Below are 20,541 nucleotides of genomic sequence, written 5' to 3'. Positions count from 1 at the left end.
CCTTATTATCCTTTTCTTTGTCTTGCGTCGGTCGCACGTTTGAGCGCTTGACCCACATTATTTATACTCAACATCAGTACCAAGATCAGCAGTGATGCGGGTAACCAGATCCACCATCTGAACTCAAGCGTTTGCGGATTTCTCGCATAGCTTACAAGAGTACCCAGACTGGGTGTACTTTCTGGAAAACCAAAACCTAGAAAGGATAGGCCTGATTCCAATCCAATATTAGCTGCCAAATTTAAAGTCATCGTGACGATAATGATTGAGCTTAAGTTCGGCAGCACTTGTGTGAACATTATTTTAAGATTGGAGGAACCTAGGGTCTTAGATGCCTGAACGTAATCCAGTTCCTTCTCTTGTAACGTCTTGGAACGAATTAACCTGGCAATCCCCATCCATAGAAAGGCAGTCATGATAAAGGAGAAGGTTAACGTATTGTATTTAGGAACTGCACTCACAAAAGCTATAACAATCATTATAAAAGGCAAAATCATGAAGAAATCGACAACACGCATCGAAATATTATCTATCGTTCCACCAAAGTAACCTGAGATCAAACCTACTAGAATACCGATGACTCCCGTAAAAAAAGTAACCATAAAAGCAATCGACATGGAATTTCGTGTGCCTATAATTAATTGACCGAATACATCCCGTCCTCCATAATCGGTCCCTAACCAGTGTACAGCCGAAGGTTTCTCATACAGGGCGAACAAGTCAACCGTAACAATTTCTTTTTGATCTAAAAATAAGGAAATCCCATAAACAGCGGCGATAATCGCAAATAGGAAAACCAGTGAGACCAAAGCCAATTTATCCCGGATAATCTCTCGCCAAACAATTCTGAAGCCTGATGGACTTTTATCTGTTTCCTGCAGCAGAGCTATCTCTGCGCTTGTCTTTGCCATTTCATTCACCTCAAAGTGTTCATCTTCTTATTTAATCCGGATACGAGGATCTACGATACTTAAGATAATGTCTGATAACAACGCACCGACGATGGCAGCAACCCCATACAGAAGAACTAGGGCAGTTACTACGCTGAAATCCCGGATCGTTATCGAGCTGAGGAACAGCATACCCATACCCGGATAGCTGAAGATACTTTCAACGAACACCGTACCACCAATGAGCCCAGTAATCTCATACCCGAAAAATGCAGCAATCGGCAGTAAGGAATTACGCAAAATATGGCGATTATATACACGAGACTCTGAAGCGCCTTTGGCTCTTGCCGTGAGGATGAAATCCTTTTGTTTCGTATCAATGATCTCATTTCGCAAATACTGTACCGTTCCTACCGTTGCAATCAGCGCCATTGATAAAGCAGGGAGTAGCAAATGGTATAACTTACTCCAGAAGTGGCTTAGCGTACCCGGAACTTCTCCAGGACTAACACTGCCGCTAGTAGGAAACCAATGAAGATGAAATCCGAAGAGCCATACCATTAAGAGAGCGAAAATAAACAATGGTGCGGCAAAGCCAATATAGGTGTATCCAGTAATGAGGCGATCCAGCCATGAATCGTTATAACGACCGCTAGTAATACCAAGTGGAATAGCAATAAGGTATGTAAGGATCAGCGTGACAATCGCCAGCCAAAGTGTATTCATGAGGCGTTGACCGATAAGCTCTGATACAGGCATTTTGAAACGGAAGGATTGACCAAAATCACCTTGAATCGCTTTAGTGATCCAATCCCAGTACTGGATGTACCACGGATCATTTAAGCCTAGCTTTTCTCTCATCGCATCGATGGCCGCAGGATCAATATTTGGATCAAGCATCCCTGATAACGCATCTCCCGGCATCGCCTTCGCCATTAGAAAAACAAGAATACTTAATAGAAATATTTGAGGAATCATAATAAGAATTCTACGAACAATAATCTTCCACATATTCTCAACCTTTCTCAGGCAAGGCTACCAGATGAGTCTCGGAAATGGATTTCAATGGATAAGGCATGCCTTGTTCATCAAAATAATTCCGGTGCGCTTGTTCATATTCCAGACTTACTGATTTTCTAAACTCCGTCTGCTTCTCTCTTTGCTTAGGATCAATATCAGGAATGGCAGCAATTAGACGTTTGGTATAAATATGGCGAGGATTGTCAAAAATATCTTTAGCAGTCCCTTGCTCCACATGACGTCCTTTATACATAATCCCAATGTGATCACACATATGCCTAATGATTCCGAGATCATGACTGATGAACAGAAACGTAAGATTCAGTTCTTTTTGAATATCCTGCATAAAATTGAGCACCTGTGCCTGTACGGAAACATCCAGCGCAGAGACAGGTTCATCCGCAATAATCAACTTCGGTTTGAGCGCAATAGCTCTTGCAATACCGATCCGCTGCCGTTGACCGCCTGAGAATTCATGCGGATATTTAAGAATATTTTCAGGGCTTAATCCAACCTGCAAAAGCAATTCCTGCACACGTCTTTTTTCTTCGCCCGGAGACATCTTTTCGAAATTACGTAAGGGTTCAGCAATAATATCCAGCACACGTTTCTTAGGATTCAAGGAAGAGTACGGATCCTGAAAGATCATCTGAATGTCCTTGCGGATATTTTTTTGCTTACGTACACCCTTTGAAGCCAAATCCTGTCCTTCAAAAATCACACTACCGCTAGTAATAGAATTGAGTCCAATGATTCCACGACCAGTAGTCGTCTTACCTGATCCGGATTCACCAACCAAACCGTAAGTTTTGCCTGCTTCAATAGTAAAACTAACATTATCAACTGCCTTGACTACGCCAATTTCTCTTCGAAAAACGCCGCCGTGGATTGGAAAATGAACTGCTAAATTTTTAACCTCAAGAAGTCCCATTGTAGATTGCCTCCTCGTTAGTATCCGGGAAATGAAAGTTATTATGGCAGGTGCAGCGAACAAAATGCCCTGGGGCTACTTCATGCAGCTGCGGATTTTCCTCATGCTCCCATTCCGGAATCCAAGGTGTTCGGGCCGCGAAACGGCATCCTTTACGCGGAAGGTTCTGTAATGGTGGGACAATTCCCTGAATCACATGAAGTCTAGACTTCTCTTCTTTAACGGTTGGAATGGAGTTCAACAAGGATCTTGTATACGGATGCTTTGGATTAGACGTTAACGTATAAATATCTGCGATTTCTACGATTTGCCCGGCGTACATTACCGCAACCCGGTCAGCCATTTCACTCACAACCCCTAGGTCATGGGTAATTAAGATAATGCCTGCTTGCATATCGTTTTTTAATTTTTTTATAAGTTCAAGAATTTGCAATTGGATGGTTACATCTAGTGCCGTAGTCGGCTCATCGGCGATCAAAAGCTTGGGGCCGTTGGCAATCGCAATAGCAATCACAACCCTCTGCCTCATTCCACCAGATAATTCGTGGGGGTACTGCTGATATGTATGTTCGGGACGGGAGATTCCAACCTTGGTCAAAAGATCAATGACCTTCTCTTTTCTTTGCTTCTTCGAAAGCTTGGAATCATGTAGGATGAGTACTTCTTCAATCTGTGAACCGATAATCATGAGTGGATTTAATGCGGATAAAGGATCTTGAAAAATCATAGACATTTCTTGACCGCGCAGCTTGTTGAGTGCAGCAGGAGACATAGTAACGATATCCTGACCTTTGTATTTGATTTCTCCGTCTATTTTGGCCCTTGTGTGCAATCCCATAATTGAAAAGGCGAGCGCACTTTTTCCTGAGCCGGATTCTCCAACAATGGCAAGAATCTCATTTTTACGAACGGACAGGGTAACATCGTCTACTGCAGCATAATAGTCATCTACGATTCTGAACGATGTGGACAAATTCTTGATTTCTAGTAATTCTTCGCTCAAATTAATCCCCCTAACGGCAAAAGTTTCAAAATTTACCCAATGAAATATTATGTAAATTTTGATATAACAGCATTCTTTTCATGAAACATATCAAACATTGACTGTTATGATTATTAACACCATTAAGAATAGTACAAGTACTTCCATCGGAATTAAAACTTGTTTCTCCGTAACTTTGTAGTTCATTTTAATTAACTTATGGTAAATTATCAATCTTTTCCTATAAAAAAAATTCGTTCATGTGATTAAAAGTAACGCAGACAACAAAAAAACGGCTCTAGGCCGCCTTTTTTTGGAATAAATATTTTTTTGTGTTACATTAAATTTATTTGCTTATTAGCATTAAAATGGAAGATACTACAGTCACTGGTGGATTATTGTTCTCGTCGGAGTCGTTGGTTATGACGGATTTTAATTTCATTCCCTTGCTCGGTCGCTTGATAAAAGACACGCTGAGAAATCTCCTTAGGCAGATACTCCTGCTTCACATAATGCCCCGGAAAATTGTGCGGATATTGATACCCTTCATGCCCTAGAGCAGTAGCACCTTTATAGTGTGTATCACGTAAATGTAGCGGTACCTCGGCGGATTTAATCTCATCCATACTCGCCATTGCATTTGAAATAGCAGTATAGACGGCATTAGACTTCGGACTCTCCACCGCGAAAAGAATGGCTTGCGCAATGTTCAGCTTCGCTTCTGGCCAACCGTTATTTCTATAGGCTTCAAGCGCACTCACCGCTTGGACCATAGCCTGGGGATTAGCTAAGCCGATATCCTCACTGCTCGCTGCAATTAGTCGACGAATAAAAGTCATCGGGTCCATCCCCAATTTCTCTACCGCATACAGAAACCAGAACAAGGCAGCATCACTAGAACCTCGAATGCTTTTGTGAAAAGCAGATAGAACATCATACTGCGTCGATTCATCTGCCTTCACAATGGGGCGCCGAATCGACTCTTCCGCCACCTCCAGCGTGATATGCACACTCCCGTCTACCTCTGGAGCAGTAGTTAACGCTGCAAGTTCCAGAGCATTTAAAGCCCGCCTGATATCTCCATTAGCCATGGTAGCAATATGCAGTAATGCTTCTTCATCGACCTGAAGCTCCATGAATCCAAGCCCTCTATCCTTGTCTGCTAAAGCTCTGCGCATCGCGACCAGACTGTGTTCACTCGTTAGCGCCTCTAGCTGAAACAAGGTAGAACGGCTCATAAGTGCTCCGTTAACGTAATGGAACGGGTTCTCCGTAGTTGCGCCAATAAATGTAATGGTACCTTTTTCTACTGCTGGCAATAGCGCATCCTGACGTGAACTGTTAAACCGATGCACCTCATCCAGAAAAAGAATCGTCTTAGAACCATAAAGTGTTTTATTATTTTGAGCTCGTTCAATGACCTCCCGCACATCCTTCACAGAAGCCTCCACCGCATTCAGGCGTACGAATTCACCTTGTGTGTGATGAGAAATGATATGAGCTAATGTTGTTTTGCCACATCCAGGAGGTCCATAGAGCAAAATCGAAGAGACCTGGTCTGCCTCGATCGCTCTTCGCAACAGCTTTCCCCGGCCTATGATATGTTCTTGACCAATATATTCATCCAGATTCTCCGGTCTCATTCGGTCCGCAAGCAACCGTCCGCTCCCGTTGTCCTCTCCCATAGAAAATAAATCCATAACTCCACTTCCTTGCTATATTCTTATAAAAGCCAATGTACATCTCCCATTATCATACCATAGACTTATTTTTCACAAAAAAATAAAAAGAGCATGATCTCGTCTTAGAAAGGCGGGAGCCATGCTCTTTTTTCAAAATATACGAAAGTATAGGTTCCACGCTATACTTTATCCTTATTATTTCTCGCATAAACGCTTACCGTCCTTATAGGGACGCCAAAGGCGTTTATGCTTGAACTGTACGCTAGCAATTTATTGCCAGCCGCATTTTTGATATGATTTTTCGAATGCTCTCTTCAGACAGATGATACTTCTTCTGAAGCTCTGCTACGGAATCGCCTTTTCGATGACAACTGAAAATTTCCTCATTGCGGTTTGCTATCTCTTTCCTCGAACCGCTGTTCTCGCCCCATCTAACCCGCTCTTCCGTTTTCTTCGGGATGTAGAGCAGTTCACCTTGGATGTATCCCTGAAGCTCTTTGAGCAAGCCAGGGGGGAGCACATCCTTCCCATTTACATAACTCAACTTGCATTTCCTCCTTCAACAGGTGTGTTCCTATGCGTCCGTCAACTACTGATAAAGTAATTTCCACGTCACCTGCCTCCTTTCTTCTCCTCATATTTGGAAAAATCCGTAATTTCATTATATAAAAACCTCTTGGTAGCGTCTACATTCTAATTCACATTTCGTAATCCTAATGGATAATCGGTACATATATCTCATGTTTTGAAATAAGGAGGCCTTACGGCCTCCTCGCTTTAAGCGGGTTTCCGTCTTAGACGGAAACCACCTCGTATACTGAAATCATCTCACTCAGCCTCCTTCCAGAAGTGTTCTTGCCCGGCCGGACACTTATTATTAAGCCATACCCGTAGGGGAGTTACAAGTTCAAAAACAGTTATAACTGTTCTCCACCAGTCTTAGTTCCCCTCAGAATCGCTTTCAGCCGCCGTTTGCACATAGGAAGGCATTTCCCCATTATGGAGTAACCACAGCTCGTGAAGCGCTCGTGTACAACCTACATACATCAGCTTCGCATCCCATGCTGTCGCTCCGTAATGGTCTTGATCGGCATCTGCTAAGATGACCGCATCAAATTCCAAACCTTTAGATAAATACACAGGTAGTACCGATAATCCACCCTGATATTGCGTCATACTACCGTCGATCAGATGAATATCTTCAAAATGCTGCTCCAGTTCAGCGTACAGCTCTGTGGCTTCACGTAGACTACGTGTCAGCACAGCCACCGTACGATATTCCCTTCCAGACAGGGACTTCAGTGCCGATTGTATAGTGCTCAAACGAGCATTTCCTTCAGCTTCCCGTTCTCCGACTATTTCTCCGTAGGCGATCATCCGAACAGGGTCCCCACTACGAAAGACAGGAACAGCCAACAATGAACTTTCTACTCCCGAGGATAGAATTCCATTAGCGAAGTCTATAATTTCCATGGTTGAACGATAACTGCGTGTCAGCGCATGGTAAGCCGTGTTCTCAGGGGCAAATAAGGTCTGCATCTCTTCCCATGCGTGTACGCCTTTATAAGCGTGTATACCCTGCGACAGATCGCCTAGAATGGTAAAGGAATGTCCACGCACGTATAAATCCAGCACGGCAATTTGGAAGGGGGAGAAATCCTGGGCTTCATCGATCACCACATGATCAAAACGAGTGCCGCCTTCGTTCCCATTCAAAAGATAATAAATATACAACAGCGGTGGTAAATCCTCTTCACGTATAATCCCTTTTTTCAGGTCTTTTGCCGTTTCCTTCAGCACAGCTGCTGGAATATTCTCAGGTGGATCCACCGGCCAATCTTCCGGGACTTTAGCCGCACGAAAGATTTGCTTGTAGATCGTCAGCGGATCATACTTAGGCCATTTTGCACTGTATGCTTTTTCTCGCGCAGCACCTTTTTTCTTGCGATCCTTCATAGCTGCAGCTGAAGGACTTTTCTTCAGCTCCATCTCAATCCAGCGATGTATCCGTGCCATTACACGTTCCTTACGCTTCGCTGGCGGATAAGGAGCGTACTCCTCATTATGCCAGCGCAAGATCATGGAGCGGCGCAGTACAGCACCTTCCCATGGGATAAAATCCCCCTCAGGTACCGAGCTGCTTTCCAATAGCTTGATGCTGGACTCTATTATTCCCATCAACACCGTAGAACCCTTGAAGCGTCCAGGTGTCTCTTCTGTAATCACAGGCATGCCGCCCGGAGTTTCGAACCAACGGTTCATCGTCTCCGTAGCATCTTGCTCTGGAAGCTCCAGACCTAGTACATTTGCAGCCCAATCCGGGAAAGTGCTCTGGGCAATATTTCCTACACCAAGTTCAGGCAGTACATCCGAAATATAATCCAGAAACATCCGGTTCGGTGCAAAAATAATCATTTTTTCTGCAGAGACCTGATCTTTGTATTGATACAGCAGAAAGGCTAACCGGTGTAGTGCAACTGTAGTTTTACCACTTCCCGCTACGCCCTGAATAATCAATGCTGTATTTTTGGCGGCACGGATAATCTTGTCCTGTTCCTCCTGAATGGTCGATACGATATCGCGGAGACGATTATCTTTGTTCTCACCCAGGCGATAGACGAGAAACTCATCTGACACCACAGGTGCGTCACTCTCCCGGTTATACGTATCTGCGACCCGCTCCAGAATCTGCTTTCGTATCACTACGTTGCGCTTGAGGTATACCAGCCCCTCTATCAGCCCCTCAGGAGCTTCATAGGAGGCAGGCTCCGTACCACCGGTAAACGAATAGAACAGGCTTGCTACCGGTGCGCGCCAGTCGATGACTAGCGGACGGTCGCTTACCTGCTCGCGGTCTACGCCGATTTTGCCTATATAGAGTGCCTTCCGCTGCTTCTCATCATTGCCCTGAAAATCAAGCCGTCCGAAATAAGGCTCCTGCCGAAGCTTGGCAAGATCTTTGCGCTTCTGATCACGGTTCGCTTCTAACACCTGTTCCGTATAATCATGTCCCGTGTACACCGGAGTCTGGTTAAGTTTCTCCAGTAAGGTGTCAATCTCAGTAAGCGCTTGATTCAGCCTGTCTTCTTCCTCTTGATAGGCACTTTGAAAGTTGTCTTCCAATTTCAGTTACCTCCTAAAAGTTTATCGAGCTTAAATTTTCATTCTCCTCATTCCCTCTTCTCACACAAAAAGGATACCCATTGTAGCATAATCAGCACTAAAATACCAAATCTTTCAAGCGATCATACGACTACAGCACAGCTTGCAAAATAAAGTTAGCTACAAATAAACCCGCAATCCCATACAGCGCAGGAGGTACTTCCTTGCCCTTGCCCACCGCAAGCTTCACGATCGGATAAGTAATAAATCCAAAAGCCATACCATCTACGATGCTATAGGTGAATGGAATCATGACCATGATTAGGAAAGAAGGAAAGAGCTCTGTTAAATCTCCCAAGTCCATTTCACGCACATTCTGTACCATAAGCCCACCGATTACAATCAAGATCGGAGCGATAGCACTATCTGGAATGTAGGAGAGCAGAGGGAGGAACAGGAATGTCGCCCCGAACAGCAGCCCTGCCACGAGTGAGGTCAGTCCCGAACGTCCACCTGCAGCAATACCTGCATTAGATTCCGCAGCGGCTACTACAGGACTGCTTCCGAAGAGACCTGCAGCGATATTGGCAATAGAGAGTGCTCGTAAGCTACTCTTGAAGCGCTCAGGACGCCCTGCCATCATAGTCTGTGAGGCGACTAGCCCAATATTTTCAAATACAACAATTAAGAGCAGTAAGAAAACAGCAATCCAGAACACAAGGCTCACTATGCCGCTCCAGTCCATTCCCAGAAATAAGCTTTCATAACCCGTAAATACATGACCGGATGCCTGCTTCTCAGGCGCGTGAGCCGCTCCCAGCAAGTAGGCTAGACCTGTACCAACCAGCATACTGATAAGCAAACCACCGTTGGTCCCGCGGATAAACAGTACTAAAGCGAGTAACAAGGTTACACAGGAAGTGATAACTGCTGGATCGCTAAAATGTCCTATAGCAACAAACGTGGTCTGATGCGCAATCACAATCCCGCTTTTTTGCAGTCCTATAAAGGTCAGAAAAAGCCCTATCCCGACTGTAATGGCATGCTGTAGGTTTTGAGGAATCGCCTCACTTAGAATACGATAAAGCGATGTGAAGGCCACGATAGCGAATAACACACCGGTTATTACAACTACAGTAAGTGCCTCTCTCCAACCTAAATTCATTGAATGTACAAGTGTGTATGTGAAAAATGCGTTTATCCCCATCCCTGGTACCACGATGATTGGTGTCTTCCCACCGAAGGCCATCAGTAGACAGCCTGTAATGGCAGTCAATAGTGTAGCCACCATTGCTGGTCTAAGCGGCATACCCGCGTCATGAAGAATGGTCGCATTCACCATTACAATGTATACCGAAGCAAAATACGAAAGGATCCCTGCAGCCCACTCCCGTTTCCAGTCTTTCTCAGGTGCAAGCCCTACACTATTTCGCCAAAAATTTGATTTCATGTACAAAAACCTCCACTGATATTAAGTTCCGCAGGCGGATATTACCCGGATAATAAGGCTTATAATCAACGGTTCATCCCGGTTCAATTATTATGCCTATTTGTGGTCTGCATCTTGCAGACCCGCCTGTTAACCACAACAAAAGGGCGTACGCAACTGGATTTCAGCTGGTCGCCCTTTTGGTCCATTTTACTACTACTATCGCTATAATTGAAACAGCTTCAGCTCAGCGATTCACTTACACGCTGACGCCTCCAGCCTCAAGCAAATCACGCACGGCAACACTGACCATGATCAGGCCTGCTACCGGCGGAACGAAGGCGTTACTAGCTGGTGGTTGTTTCGCTTTACGTCGATCCGGCGCATTCTCCGGAACGATCTTATCCGTAACATCCTGACGTGGCTTCATTGGCGGCTCCGTAGAGAAAACCACCTTCACGCCTTTCTTAATTCCTTCCTTACGCAGCTTCTGACGAATGACACGCGCAATAGGGTCATAAGTTGTCTTGGAAATGTCCGCTACCTGGAATCTTGTAGGATCCATTTTGTTGGCAGCGCCCATGCTTGAGATCATTGGAATTCCACGGGACAGACATTCTTTGATTATGTGAACCTTATAAATAATCGTATCCGAAGCATCAAGTACATAATCAGGTTTTAATTTGAACAATTCCTCATAGGTTTCTTCCGTATAGAACATGTTGAGCGCAATCGCTTCGCATTCCGGATTGATCAACTTCACACGATCTACCATCAGTTCAGCCTTCTTCTGCCCAACCGTAGTTGTGAGTGCATGAATCTGGCGGTTTACATTGGTGATGTCTACAGTGTCCTTATCTATCAGAATCAGTCTGCCGATGCCGGTACGCGCCAAAGCCTCAACTGCTATACCGCCAACACCGCCGATGCCAAGCACCGCTACCGTGCTGTTCTTCATTATTTCCAGACCTTCCGGTCCGATCGCCAGTTCCGTGCGTGAGAACTGATGTAGCATGAGGTTCAGCCTCCTTCAAAAGCTTTGGCGAAGCAGAAATCTGCCTCGCCTGCTTCGATTAGTTAATTATTCTTTTTCTTTCTTCGGTTTAAGCGCCAGCTTAATGTGCAGCTGCTCCAATTGTGAACCATCTACTGGCGAAGGTGCGTCCATAAGTAGATCTGTTGCACTTGCCGTTTTCGGGAATGCGATGGTTTCACGCAGATTTGTACGACCGGACAGCAGCATAACTAGACGATCTAAACCAAAAGCGATACCACCGTGTGGAGGTGTACCATATTCGAACGCATCCATCAGGTAGCCGAACTTCTCATAAGCAACCTCTTTCGTAAATCCAAGGGCTTCGAACATTTTCTCCTGTACTTCGCGTTTGTAAATCCGCATGGAGCCTCCGCCTACTTCATAACCATTCAGAACGATGTCATAAGCTTGTGCACGGATCGCACCTGGATCTGTGTCAAATAGATGCAGATCCTCTTCACGTGGACGAGTGAACGGATGGTGTTCTGCTACATAACGTTTCTGATCTTCGTCATATCCAAGGAGTGGGAAGTCTGTAACCCAAGCGAACTTGAACACGTTATCGTCAATCAGACCGAGCTGACGTCCAATTTTAACACGAAGGGCGCCTAGAACGTCTGCTACAACCTTTTTATTATCAGCGGAGAAGAGGAGAAGGTCGCCTTCTTCAGCGCCTGTACGTTCCTTCACAGCCGCAATTTCTTCTTCGGAGAAGAATTTCACAATCGGCCCTTTGAATTCGCCGTCTTTCACTTGAATCCATGCCAAGCCTTTCGCGCCATAGCGAGCAGCATAAGGTCCAAGGTCATCGATTTCTTTACGAGTCCAAGTGCCACAGCCTTTAGCATTTAGACATTTCACTTCGCCGCCTTTTTCGATTACAGAAGCGAATACCTTAACACCGCTAGTAGCAACAATATCGTTCATTTCTACAAGCTCTAATCCAAAACGCAGATCAGGTTTGTCAGAACCGTATTTGCCCATAGCATCAGCATAAGTCAACCGTTGGAACGGAAGCTCAATATCTGCTCCTACAGTTTCCTTGAACAGACGCTGCATGAGCTTCTCCATCATACCAAGCAATTCATCTTGTGACAGGAATGAAGTCTCAATGTCGACTTGAGTGAATTCAGGCTGACGGTCAGCACGCAAATCTTCATCACGGAAACAACGAGCAATTTGGTAATAGCGCTCAACGCCGCCGACCATCAACAATTGCTTGTAGATTTGTGGAGATTGCGGCAATGCGAAGAATTCGCCTTCATGCACACGGCTTGGTACCAGATAATCACGCGCGCCTTCCGGTGAGCTCTTAGTTAGGATCGGTGTTTCTACGTCGATGAATCCTTCACTGTCAAGGAAATCACGGAAAATCTTAGAAGCTTTCGAGCGAAGCAGCAAGGTTCTTTGCATCTCCGGACGACGAAGGTCTAAATAGCGATATTTGAGACGCAGAGACTCGTCTACTTCCACACCATCTTCGATGAAGAACGGAGGTGTCTTAGCTGCGTTCAGCACTTCAATGTCCGTAATTTGCACTTCAATTTCACCTGTTGGCAGGTTGCGGTTAATGGTTTCCTCATCACGTTTAACAACTTTACCTTTAACAGCCAGGACGTATTCACTACGAACCTTATCAGCAATTTGTAAGGCTTCGCCAGAGTAGTCTGGGTTAAATACAACTTGTACAATACCGCTTCTGTCACGCAGATCAATAAATAATACGCCCCCAAGGTCACGGCGAGTCTGCACCCATCCGTTCAAGGTTACCGTCTGTCCAATATGTTCTGGTGTTAATTGTCCACACTGATGACTTCTTTGCATAATTTATCATTCCCCTTCATGGTTAAAAATACATTTTTAATCTTTCTCTATACAGTCACCATAAGACGTTAGTCAGATGGTCTAAACCAGTGCCTGACCCAGCTCATCCAGCTTCACGGTGCGTTGCTCCCCTGTATTCATCGACTTCACGGTAATTACACCATTCTTCAGCTCATCTTCGCCAAGAATCGCAGTATAACGTGCCGACATACGGTCTGCGGATTTCATCTGTGCCTTCATTTTCCGGCCTAGGTAGTCACGTTCTGCTGAGAACCCTTGGCTGCGCAGAATATATAGCTGCTTAGAGATTTCGATATCAGCTTCCTCACCGAGAGCTACGAAGTACACATCCAGTGGCTTCGCCGTCTCCAGCTCTACCTTCTGATCCTCCAAAATGAGGAGAATTCGTTCAAGTCCAATCCCAAAACCAATACCCGGTTGATCCGGTCCACCAATTTCTTCAACCAAACCGTTGTAACGGCCTCCGCCGCCCACGGTATCAATCGAACCAATACCTGCTGCTTTATATTCAAACGCTGTATGCGTGTAATAATCCAGTCCTCTTACAAGTCGAGGGTTAATGATGAATTCCACACCCATGATATCAAGGTGCATCTTCACCTTTTCAAAATGAGTCGTGCACTCTTCGTCCAGACTATCCAAAATGGAAGGCGCATCTGTAAATTTATCTTGATCTACCTTACAATCCAGCACGCGAAGCGGATTACGCTCAATACGACGCTGACAGTCACTGCAAAGGGTATCCTTCATTGGTCTTAAGAAACCCAATAATTTCTCCCGATAAGCTGCACGGCTAGGTGCGTTACCGACAGAATTGATTTCCACTCTTACATCCTTAAGGCCAAGATCCTTATAGAATTGATAGCCTAAGGAGACTACTTCCGCATCAATAGCCGGATCCACAGCTCCAAAAGCCTCAATACCAAACTGATGGAATTGACGATATCTACCTGCCTGTGGACGCTCATAACGGAACATAGGTCCGATATAATACAGCTTACTTACATCAGGTTCACCGTAAAGCTTGTTCTGAACATAAGCTCTAACGACACCAGCCGTTCCTTCTGGACGCAGCGCCAGATCACGATCGCCTTTATCCTTGAACGTGTACATCTCGCCTTCTACAATATCCGTTGTTTCGCCTACTCCACGCTCGAATAACCCCGTATACTCGAACATCGGTGTACGGATTTCACGGTAATTGAAACGACGGCATAAATCTCTAGCCTTCCCCTCAATATACTGCCATTTCTCCACAGCTCCCGGAAGCACATCCTGCGTTCCTGTAGGTTTCTCGAATCTTTCTTTAGCCACAGTCTATCCCTCCTAAAAAATACCCCTCTAAATCTGCTCTCTTCATCATGCTAAACAAAACAAAAAATCCCCCGCCCTGTTTATAAAAAACAGGGACGAGGGATTATCATAACCAATAATACACCCGTGGTACCACCCACATTCCGGATCAGAACCATTCTGAATCCGCTCAAAGCGGTTAACGCCCGCCTACGCATAACGGCTACTGATAGCGGCAATATACATTGCCCACTTTCGCCGTACGTTCTCGGGGAGGTCATTCATTCGCTCATCAACAGAATCCTTGCAGCCAAGCAGAAACGATAGATCATCCATTGTACTGGATATCATCTGAATCTACAGGGGATTCCTCTCTGGAGTTGTGGGTCCTCGAATTACTTGTTCCCGTCATCAAAACCATATGATAAAATCGTATATTTTTAAATTCTACTGAACTACTGTGCTAAAGTCAAGGCAGGAAATGCGAAGCTGAATAAAAAATTCGACAACTTTCAACTTTTGACCTTTAACTTCAACCGTTACAAAAAAAATGACCTGCAGCCAAATGCTGCAGGTCCATCATCATATATTATTAAAAAGGGGGTCATGCCTTTATTATAAACACGCTATATTAAGGAAACATGTATGTAATATTACGATTATATTACATTCATGAAAGCGGTTTATTTTAATAGATTGTTGTTAATCGAATTGCTCTACAAATGCTCCTTTGCCTCGAAGGGTTTCCACAACCTCATTATAATTCTCTTCTGCAACACTTAGGTCCATCACATAACGAAGTTTACTTAAATCCCCATCTTCGAGCTCTCCATCTGCTACATCCGCACTAACCTGGTCTTCATCCACGCTATAATGGGTCTCAGGCTCATCACGCGTTTCGGAGGCGGCAACACCAGGGGCCAACATAGCTCCAGCTGCCGGAGTGCTACCCGTTCCAAGCGTCCCCACTGTACCTGCGGCTAACGTCGTATTACTAAACGGGGCTATCGGAAACAGAATTCTACGATCTTCCCCAATAGGGTCCGTGAGTGGCCATACCTCCAAGCCATCTACCTTGTAACTAATCAATGCTATTTTAGCACCTTCTGCTTCATTTTCCGTTCTAAAATATGCTTGGATTTTTCTGGTCATTACCATTACCTCCTTTAGATTATAAGACTCAGTGTTATTAATTGCTATTGCAGGACCTTCAATATTTCACGAACGAAGGCAGGCTCATCTTTCGGGGTACGCGAAGTAATGTAATTACGATCAACTACCACTTCTTCATCTTTAAACTCCGCACCAGCGTTCACAACATCATCTTTCAACGGAGGATAACAGGTGATGGTACGTCCTTTAAGCAAGTCTGCACTGATCAGAATTTGGGGTCCGTGGCAAATAGAAGCGATAGGCTTACCAGCTTCGTTTGCTTCTTTCACAAACTTCAAAATATCTGCATTTTGCCATAAATTTTCTGGGGAAGAACCTCCAGGAATTACTATCGCGTCATAATTACCTGCTTGAACGTCAGCTATGGCTTTATCGGCTGCGTAGGAGACTTCCTTCTTTTTGCCTAGTAAGGTCTCACCCTTCTTTAAACCAATAATGTCAGCTTGATGTCCTGCCTTTATAACTTCATCGTAAGGGACCTTCATCTCAGAATCTTCAAAATCATTAGCTAGTAAAAATGCAACATTACTCATGTGATAAGTTCTCCTCTCTGCTAGTGCAAATGAATAGGTACTTATTGATCTTTCTTGTCGTCTATTACCCTTATCACAATGATTTCTAACCTCTAATCAGAAAATATCCCCGGTTAACCGCATCAAAAAGCCGCCTCCACCACCCATTTCAGGTACGCGGTAAGAGATTACGGCTTCTTCCTTTGATCACTTGAGATTCAATTTCATCTTCCGTCTTTTTGGCTAATGCATAGGCTTCTACAGGACTCCCTGTCGCTAGTGCCGGGATACTTCTCCATACCCATGCCTTCTGTGAATGTCTCATTGCTAAGCTCCTTGCATCGTGCGGGATAACTGTCTACCTTTAGCTTATCCAGCTCAAAGAGGCTCTATCCGCACAAGATTCTACTTACAACACAACAGAAACAAGCAGACTTTTACGCGCAGGATACTTGTAGCCATCAGAAGAAGGAGGCTTACTGGAATTTCGGAATTTCCGTTTGAGCTGGTGTTTGCTTTCAAACCCCCAATTGGTTCGCTTTTGCTGAGCGCAATATGTAGAATAGGCGTATCACAACAACAATAGCGAGGTGGAAAGGATTAACAGCATGGATAAAAGAGTGCTTGTCGTAGACGATGAATGCTCTATCGTGAAAGCGATCGCCTATGCACTGCGGCGGGAAGGCTTTCAGGTCGAAACGGCCGCTGACGGCGAAGCCGCGCTTAGGCTCGTTGAATCGTTCCAGCCGCAAGTGTTCGTACTGGACGTTATGATGCCAGGGCTGTCTGGTTATGATGTGTGCCGTCGGCTGGAGAACCGGAGAGGGATTGGCATCCTATTGCTCACGGTCAAGAACGACATTGTAGACAAAGTACTAGGCCTAGAGCTGGGTGCAGATGATTATATGACCAAGCCGTTCGATATTCGGGAGCTCGTCGCCCGAGTTAGAGCGCTGCACCGTCGAGTCGAGAAAAGTGCGGAACACGCTCCCTCCGACAGTCCAATTATGATTGGTGCGGTGACAGTAAACCCGTCACATCGTGACGTACAGGTGGCCGGTGAGAAGGTGGGGCTGACGCCCAAAGAATTCGAGCTGCTACACCTGCTCGTCCTCCATTCGGAACGGGTATACACGCGCGAGGAACTACTAGATCTTGTCTGGGGGCTCGACTATGACGGGGGCACGCGCACTGTCGACATTCATATACAGCGAATCCGCAGTAAGCTGGGCGACGAAGGTCAACGTCTGCTCCAGACCGTATACGGAGTAGGTTACAAGGCCACCCGGGAGTACTTATGAGGGTGAGCTTACGATGGAAGTTCTCCCTGCTGCTCGCCGGCCTGTTGTTGTTCACGGTGAGCGTGCTTAGTGTGCTAGTACTACGCAGTATCCGTCACAACCAACGTACTGGACTGGAGCGTGAAATGGCAGAGATGACGAACCGCGCCGAATTGACGGTGAAGATGAGCTACTTGTCCGGGGAACAAGTCAGCTTGAAGGCATTCATGAAGTATCGTGGCATGGATCTCTCCAATCGATTGGGGCAATCCAACGGACTGCACGTCCGACTGTACGATGAGACCGGTGTCGAGATCGGGAATTCGCTGCCTCTCGTTCCTTCCCCCACTATGCCGGATGCGCTGCAGTATGCACTCCAGGGCAAGGTTGCTTATTCGGACGTCCAGGACGTGCTATATTATTTCACACCCATCATGTTCGAGGAACAACTGATCGCTGTAGCCGAATTCCAGAGACCCGTGGGCGAGCTGCACGCCTTTTACCGGCAGACAAGAACAATGTTCCTCCTATCCGGGTCAACCGTTCTGCTCGCCAGCTTCCTGCTCGGCTTCCTCTATGTCTACCGACAATCCAAAGCTATAACTCTGCTCAAGCAGACAGCGAACAACATCGAAGCAGGAGCGTATATTGATCATGCACCACTAGTCCGTAAGGATGAACTTGGCGAATTAAGCGAGGGCATTTATAGCATGAGCCGTGAGATCGAATCGAGTATGAAGAAGTTAGAAACGGAGAAAGCGAAGCTATCGCTTGTCGTAGACAAGCTACAAGTATTGGAGCAGCAACAGAAGCAATTCATTAACAATATTAGTCATGAACTTAAGACACCTCTCACTTCTATCACTGCATATGCCGATCTACTGGAACTGTACCCAGATGATCCTTTACTGTTTCAGCAAGCGATGGAAAGCATTCGCAAGGAATCGTCTAGACTGCACAAGCTAGTGGAAAACGCGCTGCGCCTTGCCTCACTGGAGAAGTACGAATTCGAATATCAGGCTGAAGCCGTGTCACTTGATATCGTGCTGGACGAGCTCATCTCTCTTATGAAAGGCAAGGCTGACAAATTCGGACTAACCTTTCAGCTTCACACAGTACCTGCCACCATATGGGCGGAACGCGAGAGTTTAATACACATCTTCGTTAATTTACTGGACAACGCGATCAAATACAACCTCCCCGGTGGAAGCGTCAATATTCGATTGTATACCGAACAGAATCACGCAAAGGTAGAAATTATTGATACGGGAATTGGCATTCCTTTCGAATCCCAGGAGCGAATCTTTGAACCCTTCTACACCGCGAACAAGGCGCGTTCAAAAGAAACGAAAGGAAGCGGTTTGGGACTTGCTCTCGTTCAGCAATGGTTGGAGAAGCAAAGAGGAATCATACAATTGAAACGGTCAGACTCCACTGGGAGCGTGTTTGAAGTACAGTTTCCCCTCTATCATCATGATTCTGTATAAGTCATAACTTCTCTCTTCTCCAAGTCTCGATCCGTTTACAACTTGGAAACAATTCGAAATACTGTGGAGACATCCTGTTGGTACACTCTTATCAGATTTATAACACAGCTTAGAAGGAGATACATCATTCATGAAGATGAAACAAGTTGGGATCGTATTACTAGCGGTTGGGATCGCAGGCTGCAGCAGCACAACACAGAGTAACGGCGGTGGAGCAACTAATAGCCCACCAGTTACCGTCATCGACAAGAACAAGCCAGAGAAGCCTGATTCGCAAATCGATAAACCAATTACCATGGATCAACTCGAGCGACTTGACGGCCTGTATGCGCAAGATTGGCTGAACGAGAACGAATTATTAATTGCCCAGACGAATCCGGACGCGAAGAAGATTGATTCCGACTCTGGTCCAATGAAGCCTGCCCAGCTGTACATTTACAATTTGAAAACGAAGCAGGTCAAGGCGCTGAAACCGAGCGAAGACCGCGTGCATGAGAGTCCGATTGTCTCGCCGGACGGCCAATATGTCTTTTTCCATGAAAACACCTCGTTCATGATGGACGGTGGCCGCGGTGTCCTTGTGCATGTGCCAACCGGAACTAGCCGAATAATCACGGATAAGGATAGGGGCGGACAGGAATGGGGCCAGTGGACAGACTCCAGCCATCTGATCGTCGGCAACGGTAAAGGTGCTATTCTGCAGGTTGGGACAGTTAGTAAAGACGAGGTATTGCTTAGCAAAGATAAAAACGTCATATTCGATTATGCAGCGAAGACCGGGAATACGCTCTTCTACGTCAACCCTAATCCCGATAACACACTGTCGGCCTACAATCTGGAGACGAAGAAAGAGACGATCGTGGACAAATCCGTCTGGAGAATGTCGCTGTCCCCTGACGGCAATCAGTTAGCCATGCTGAAGAGTACGGGGGATACGGAACGCACGCTGTTCCTCATGAACTCGAACGACACCTCGAAGCGGACTAAGCTCGCCGTGACGACTCAGATGTACGCCTTCGATTGGTCCCCAGATAGCTCGTACTTGGCGTTCGCCGTGTATAACAAGGACAGGGACGGCATGAACGGTGTCTACGTTGCGAATGCGAAGACCGGCAAGATCGAGCAACTCGGCGATTTCCAGGATGTCGCAACCGTCGCCTGGAGTCCTTCGGGCAAGCAACTAATGGTCTCGACGAGCACATTTGTGGATAATAAGCCCAAACTCACGACTTATCGGCTAGTGTTGAAGTGATTAACAAGATTAATATGTTGATTACACCAACGGAGAACGAATATTACAATACAAAAAAAGCGTCCAACATATTAGTCGTGACTAATATGTTGGACGCTTTTTAAGTTTGAAATTTTTGATGTTAAGGTCTTGATAAATAGGAAGCAATCTTCGACATTTTTTTCATTAACTGCGGCTATCTAAAATGAGAGTAACCGGGCCCCAATTGGTCAGCGACACATCCATCATCGCTCCAAAAACACCCGTCTCCACTTGAAGGCCGCCAGCTCTAAGCTCTTGGTTAAAGTAATCATAAAGTCGCTCGGCCTCCGCAGGAGCTGCTGCTCCCATGAAATTCGGCCGTCTCCCCTTACGACAATCCCCGTATAAAGTAAACTGGGATACTGAAAGAATCGCTCCCTCAGTCTCTGTGACACTGTAGTTCATTTTACCAGCATCATCTTCAAAAATTCGCAGTCCTGCTATTTTATCCGCCAAATATTTGGCATCCTTTTCTGTATCCTCATGCGTAACGCCAACTAGCAGCATTAAGCCTTTGCCAATTTCTCCGGTCACTGCCTTATCCACGGTTACTTTGGCGTCCTTACAACGCTGTACTACAACTCTCATCGTACTACTCCGCTCCTT

At 45.7% G+C, this 20,541-nt stretch carries 19 protein-coding genes and 1 pseudogene; 3 read left to right on the top strand and 17 right to left on the bottom strand.

Going from position 1 to position 20,541, the window contains the following annotated elements:
* Positions 1 to 5: 5 nt before the first annotated feature.
* The 16 genes and pseudogenes from MKX35_RS10010 to MKX35_RS31850 form a co-directional block, all read right to left on the bottom strand.
* A complete protein-coding gene (locus MKX35_RS10010; RefSeq protein WP_076284830.1) occupies positions 6 to 911 on the bottom strand; it encodes an ABC transporter permease in 906 nt (301 codons plus the stop codon).
* Positions 912 to 938: 27 nt separating this feature from the next.
* The gene (gene opp4B, locus MKX35_RS10005; RefSeq protein WP_076284831.1) at positions 939 to 1,901 is read right to left on the bottom strand and encodes an oligopeptide ABC transporter permease; all 963 of its coding nucleotides are present in this window, start codon (positions 1,899 to 1,901) and stop codon (positions 939 to 941) included.
* Positions 1,902 to 1,905: 4 nt separating this feature from the next.
* On the bottom strand, positions 1,906 to 2,841 hold the full coding sequence (locus MKX35_RS10000; protein WP_076284832.1) for an ABC transporter ATP-binding protein: 936 nt from the start codon (positions 2,839 to 2,841) through the stop codon (positions 1,906 to 1,908).
* A complete protein-coding gene (locus tag MKX35_RS09995) occupies positions 2,828 to 3,844 on the bottom strand; it encodes an ABC transporter ATP-binding protein (RefSeq protein ID WP_076284833.1) in 1,017 nt (338 codons plus the stop codon). Before MKX35_RS09995 ends, MKX35_RS10000 begins: the two co-directional genes overlap by 14 nt.
* Before the next feature lie 374 nt (positions 3,845 to 4,218).
* Positions 4,219 to 5,523 carry a replication-associated recombination protein A gene (locus MKX35_RS09990; protein ID WP_076284834.1) on the bottom strand — a complete coding sequence of 435 codons (1,305 nt, stop codon included), beginning with the start codon at positions 5,521 to 5,523 and terminating at the stop codon, positions 4,219 to 4,221.
* 244 nt (positions 5,524 to 5,767) lie between these two features.
* Positions 5,768 to 6,049, bottom strand: coding sequence for a CD3324 family protein (locus MKX35_RS09985; protein WP_042191081.1), 282 nt, complete (start codon positions 6,047 to 6,049; stop codon positions 5,768 to 5,770).
* Between the two features lie 395 nt (positions 6,050 to 6,444).
* Positions 6,445 to 8,628, bottom strand: a complete 2,184-nt coding sequence (locus tag MKX35_RS09980; RefSeq protein WP_076284835.1) for a HelD family protein — start codon at positions 8,626 to 8,628, stop codon at positions 6,445 to 6,447.
* A gap of 130 nt (positions 8,629 to 8,758) precedes the next feature.
* Positions 8,759 to 10,057 (bottom strand): NCS2 family permease, encoded by a 1,299-nt coding sequence (locus MKX35_RS09975; RefSeq protein ID WP_076299699.1) that lies wholly within the window; start codon positions 10,055 to 10,057, stop codon positions 8,759 to 8,761.
* A gap of 238 nt (positions 10,058 to 10,295) precedes the next feature.
* Positions 10,296 to 11,051 carry a tRNA threonylcarbamoyladenosine dehydratase gene (locus MKX35_RS09970; RefSeq protein ID WP_042191088.1) on the bottom strand — a complete coding sequence of 252 codons (756 nt, stop codon included), beginning with the start codon at positions 11,049 to 11,051 and terminating at the stop codon, positions 10,296 to 10,298.
* Positions 11,052 to 11,117: 66 nt separating this feature from the next.
* Complete coding sequence (gene aspS / locus MKX35_RS09965) at positions 11,118 to 12,896, bottom strand: aspartate--tRNA ligase (RefSeq protein ID WP_042191089.1); 1,779 nt, start codon at positions 12,894 to 12,896, stop codon at positions 11,118 to 11,120.
* A gap of 81 nt (positions 12,897 to 12,977) precedes the next feature.
* Positions 12,978 to 14,231, bottom strand: a complete 1,254-nt coding sequence (gene hisS / locus MKX35_RS09960) for a histidine--tRNA ligase (RefSeq protein ID WP_076299700.1) — start codon at positions 14,229 to 14,231, stop codon at positions 12,978 to 12,980.
* A 189-nt stretch (positions 14,232 to 14,420) separates the two neighbouring features.
* On the bottom strand, positions 14,421 to 14,561 hold the full coding sequence (locus MKX35_RS09955) for a hypothetical protein (RefSeq protein WP_339266673.1): 141 nt from the start codon (positions 14,559 to 14,561) through the stop codon (positions 14,421 to 14,423).
* 351 nt (positions 14,562 to 14,912) lie between these two features.
* Complete coding sequence (locus MKX35_RS09950) at positions 14,913 to 15,362, bottom strand: hypothetical protein (protein WP_076284836.1); 450 nt, start codon at positions 15,360 to 15,362, stop codon at positions 14,913 to 14,915.
* A gap of 44 nt (positions 15,363 to 15,406) precedes the next feature.
* Positions 15,407 to 15,916, bottom strand: coding sequence for a type 1 glutamine amidotransferase domain-containing protein (locus MKX35_RS09945; protein WP_076299701.1), 510 nt, complete (start codon positions 15,914 to 15,916; stop codon positions 15,407 to 15,409).
* Between the two features lie 148 nt (positions 15,917 to 16,064).
* Positions 16,065 to 16,220, bottom strand: coding sequence for a hypothetical protein (locus MKX35_RS09940; RefSeq protein ID WP_179085778.1), 156 nt, complete (start codon positions 16,218 to 16,220; stop codon positions 16,065 to 16,067).
* Positions 16,221 to 16,304: 84 nt separating this feature from the next.
* Positions 16,305 to 16,400 (bottom strand): annotated as a pseudogene (locus MKX35_RS31850) (hypothetical protein); the annotation flags it as partial.
* 103 nt (positions 16,401 to 16,503) lie between these two features.
* Here MKX35_RS31850 and MKX35_RS09935 point away from each other — a divergent pair.
* From MKX35_RS09935 to MKX35_RS09925, 3 genes are all read left to right on the top strand, one after another.
* Positions 16,504 to 17,196, top strand: coding sequence for a response regulator transcription factor (locus MKX35_RS09935; RefSeq protein ID WP_076284838.1), 693 nt, complete (start codon positions 16,504 to 16,506; stop codon positions 17,194 to 17,196).
* Positions 17,197 to 17,198: 2 nt separating this feature from the next.
* Complete coding sequence (locus MKX35_RS09930) at positions 17,199 to 18,662, top strand: sensor histidine kinase (protein ID WP_179085779.1); 1,464 nt, start codon at positions 17,199 to 17,201, stop codon at positions 18,660 to 18,662.
* 130 nt (positions 18,663 to 18,792) lie between these two features.
* Positions 18,793 to 19,914 carry a TolB family protein gene (locus MKX35_RS09925; protein ID WP_076284840.1) on the top strand — a complete coding sequence of 374 codons (1,122 nt, stop codon included), beginning with the start codon at positions 18,793 to 18,795 and terminating at the stop codon, positions 19,912 to 19,914.
* A 165-nt stretch (positions 19,915 to 20,079) separates the two neighbouring features.
* Here the strand turns inward: MKX35_RS09925 and dtd are convergent, their stop codons facing one another.
* Positions 20,080 to 20,523 carry a D-aminoacyl-tRNA deacylase gene (gene dtd, locus MKX35_RS09920; RefSeq protein WP_076284841.1) on the bottom strand — a complete coding sequence of 148 codons (444 nt, stop codon included), beginning with the start codon at positions 20,521 to 20,523 and terminating at the stop codon, positions 20,080 to 20,082.
* Positions 20,524 to 20,541 lie beyond the last annotated feature (18 nt).

It is taken from the genome of Paenibacillus sp. FSL R5-0923 (assembly GCF_038009145.1).
In the GTDB taxonomy this organism is placed as follows: Bacteria; Bacillota; Bacilli; order Paenibacillales; family Paenibacillaceae; genus Paenibacillus_AQ.
This window is presented reverse-complemented; position numbering and strand designations above follow the sequence as displayed.

Excerpts from the sequence above, each read along its gene's own strand:
- MKX35_RS09990 (WP_076284834.1), bottom strand. The coding sequence starts at position 5,523 with ATGGATTTATTTTCTATGGGAGAGGACAACGGGAGCGGACGGTTGCTT.
- aspS (WP_042191089.1), bottom strand. The coding sequence starts at position 12,896 with ATGCAAAGAAGTCATCAGTGTGGACAATTAACACCAGAACATATTGGA.
- opp4B (WP_076284831.1), bottom strand. The coding sequence starts at position 1,901 with ATGTGGAAGATTATTGTTCGTAGAATTCTTATTATGATTCCTCAAATA.
- MKX35_RS09925 (WP_076284840.1), top strand. The coding sequence starts at position 18,793 with ATGAAGATGAAACAAGTTGGGATCGTATTACTAGCGGTTGGGATCGCA.
- dtd (WP_076284841.1), bottom strand. The coding sequence starts at position 20,523 with ATGAGAGTTGTAGTACAGCGTTGTAAGGACGCCAAAGTAACCGTGGAT.
- MKX35_RS10010 (WP_076284830.1), bottom strand. The coding sequence starts at position 911 with ATGGCAAAGACAAGCGCAGAGATAGCTCTGCTGCAGGAAACAGATAAA.
- MKX35_RS09935 (WP_076284838.1), top strand. The coding sequence starts at position 16,504 with ATGGATAAAAGAGTGCTTGTCGTAGACGATGAATGCTCTATCGTGAAA.
- MKX35_RS09940 (WP_179085778.1), bottom strand. The coding sequence starts at position 16,220 with ATGAGACATTCACAGAAGGCATGGGTATGGAGAAGTATCCCGGCACTA.
- MKX35_RS09950 (WP_076284836.1), bottom strand. The coding sequence starts at position 15,362 with ATGACCAGAAAAATCCAAGCATATTTTAGAACGGAAAATGAAGCAGAA.
- MKX35_RS09975 (WP_076299699.1), bottom strand. The coding sequence starts at position 10,057 with ATGAAATCAAATTTTTGGCGAAATAGTGTAGGGCTTGCACCTGAGAAA.
- MKX35_RS09945 (WP_076299701.1), bottom strand. The coding sequence starts at position 15,916 with ATGAGTAATGTTGCATTTTTACTAGCTAATGATTTTGAAGATTCTGAG.
- MKX35_RS10000 (WP_076284832.1), bottom strand. The coding sequence starts at position 2,841 with ATGGGACTTCTTGAGGTTAAAAATTTAGCAGTTCATTTTCCAATCCAC.
- MKX35_RS09955 (WP_339266673.1), bottom strand. The coding sequence starts at position 14,561 with ATGATATCCAGTACAATGGATGATCTATCGTTTCTGCTTGGCTGCAAG.
- MKX35_RS09970 (WP_042191088.1), bottom strand. The coding sequence starts at position 11,051 with ATGCTACATCAGTTCTCACGCACGGAACTGGCGATCGGACCGGAAGGT.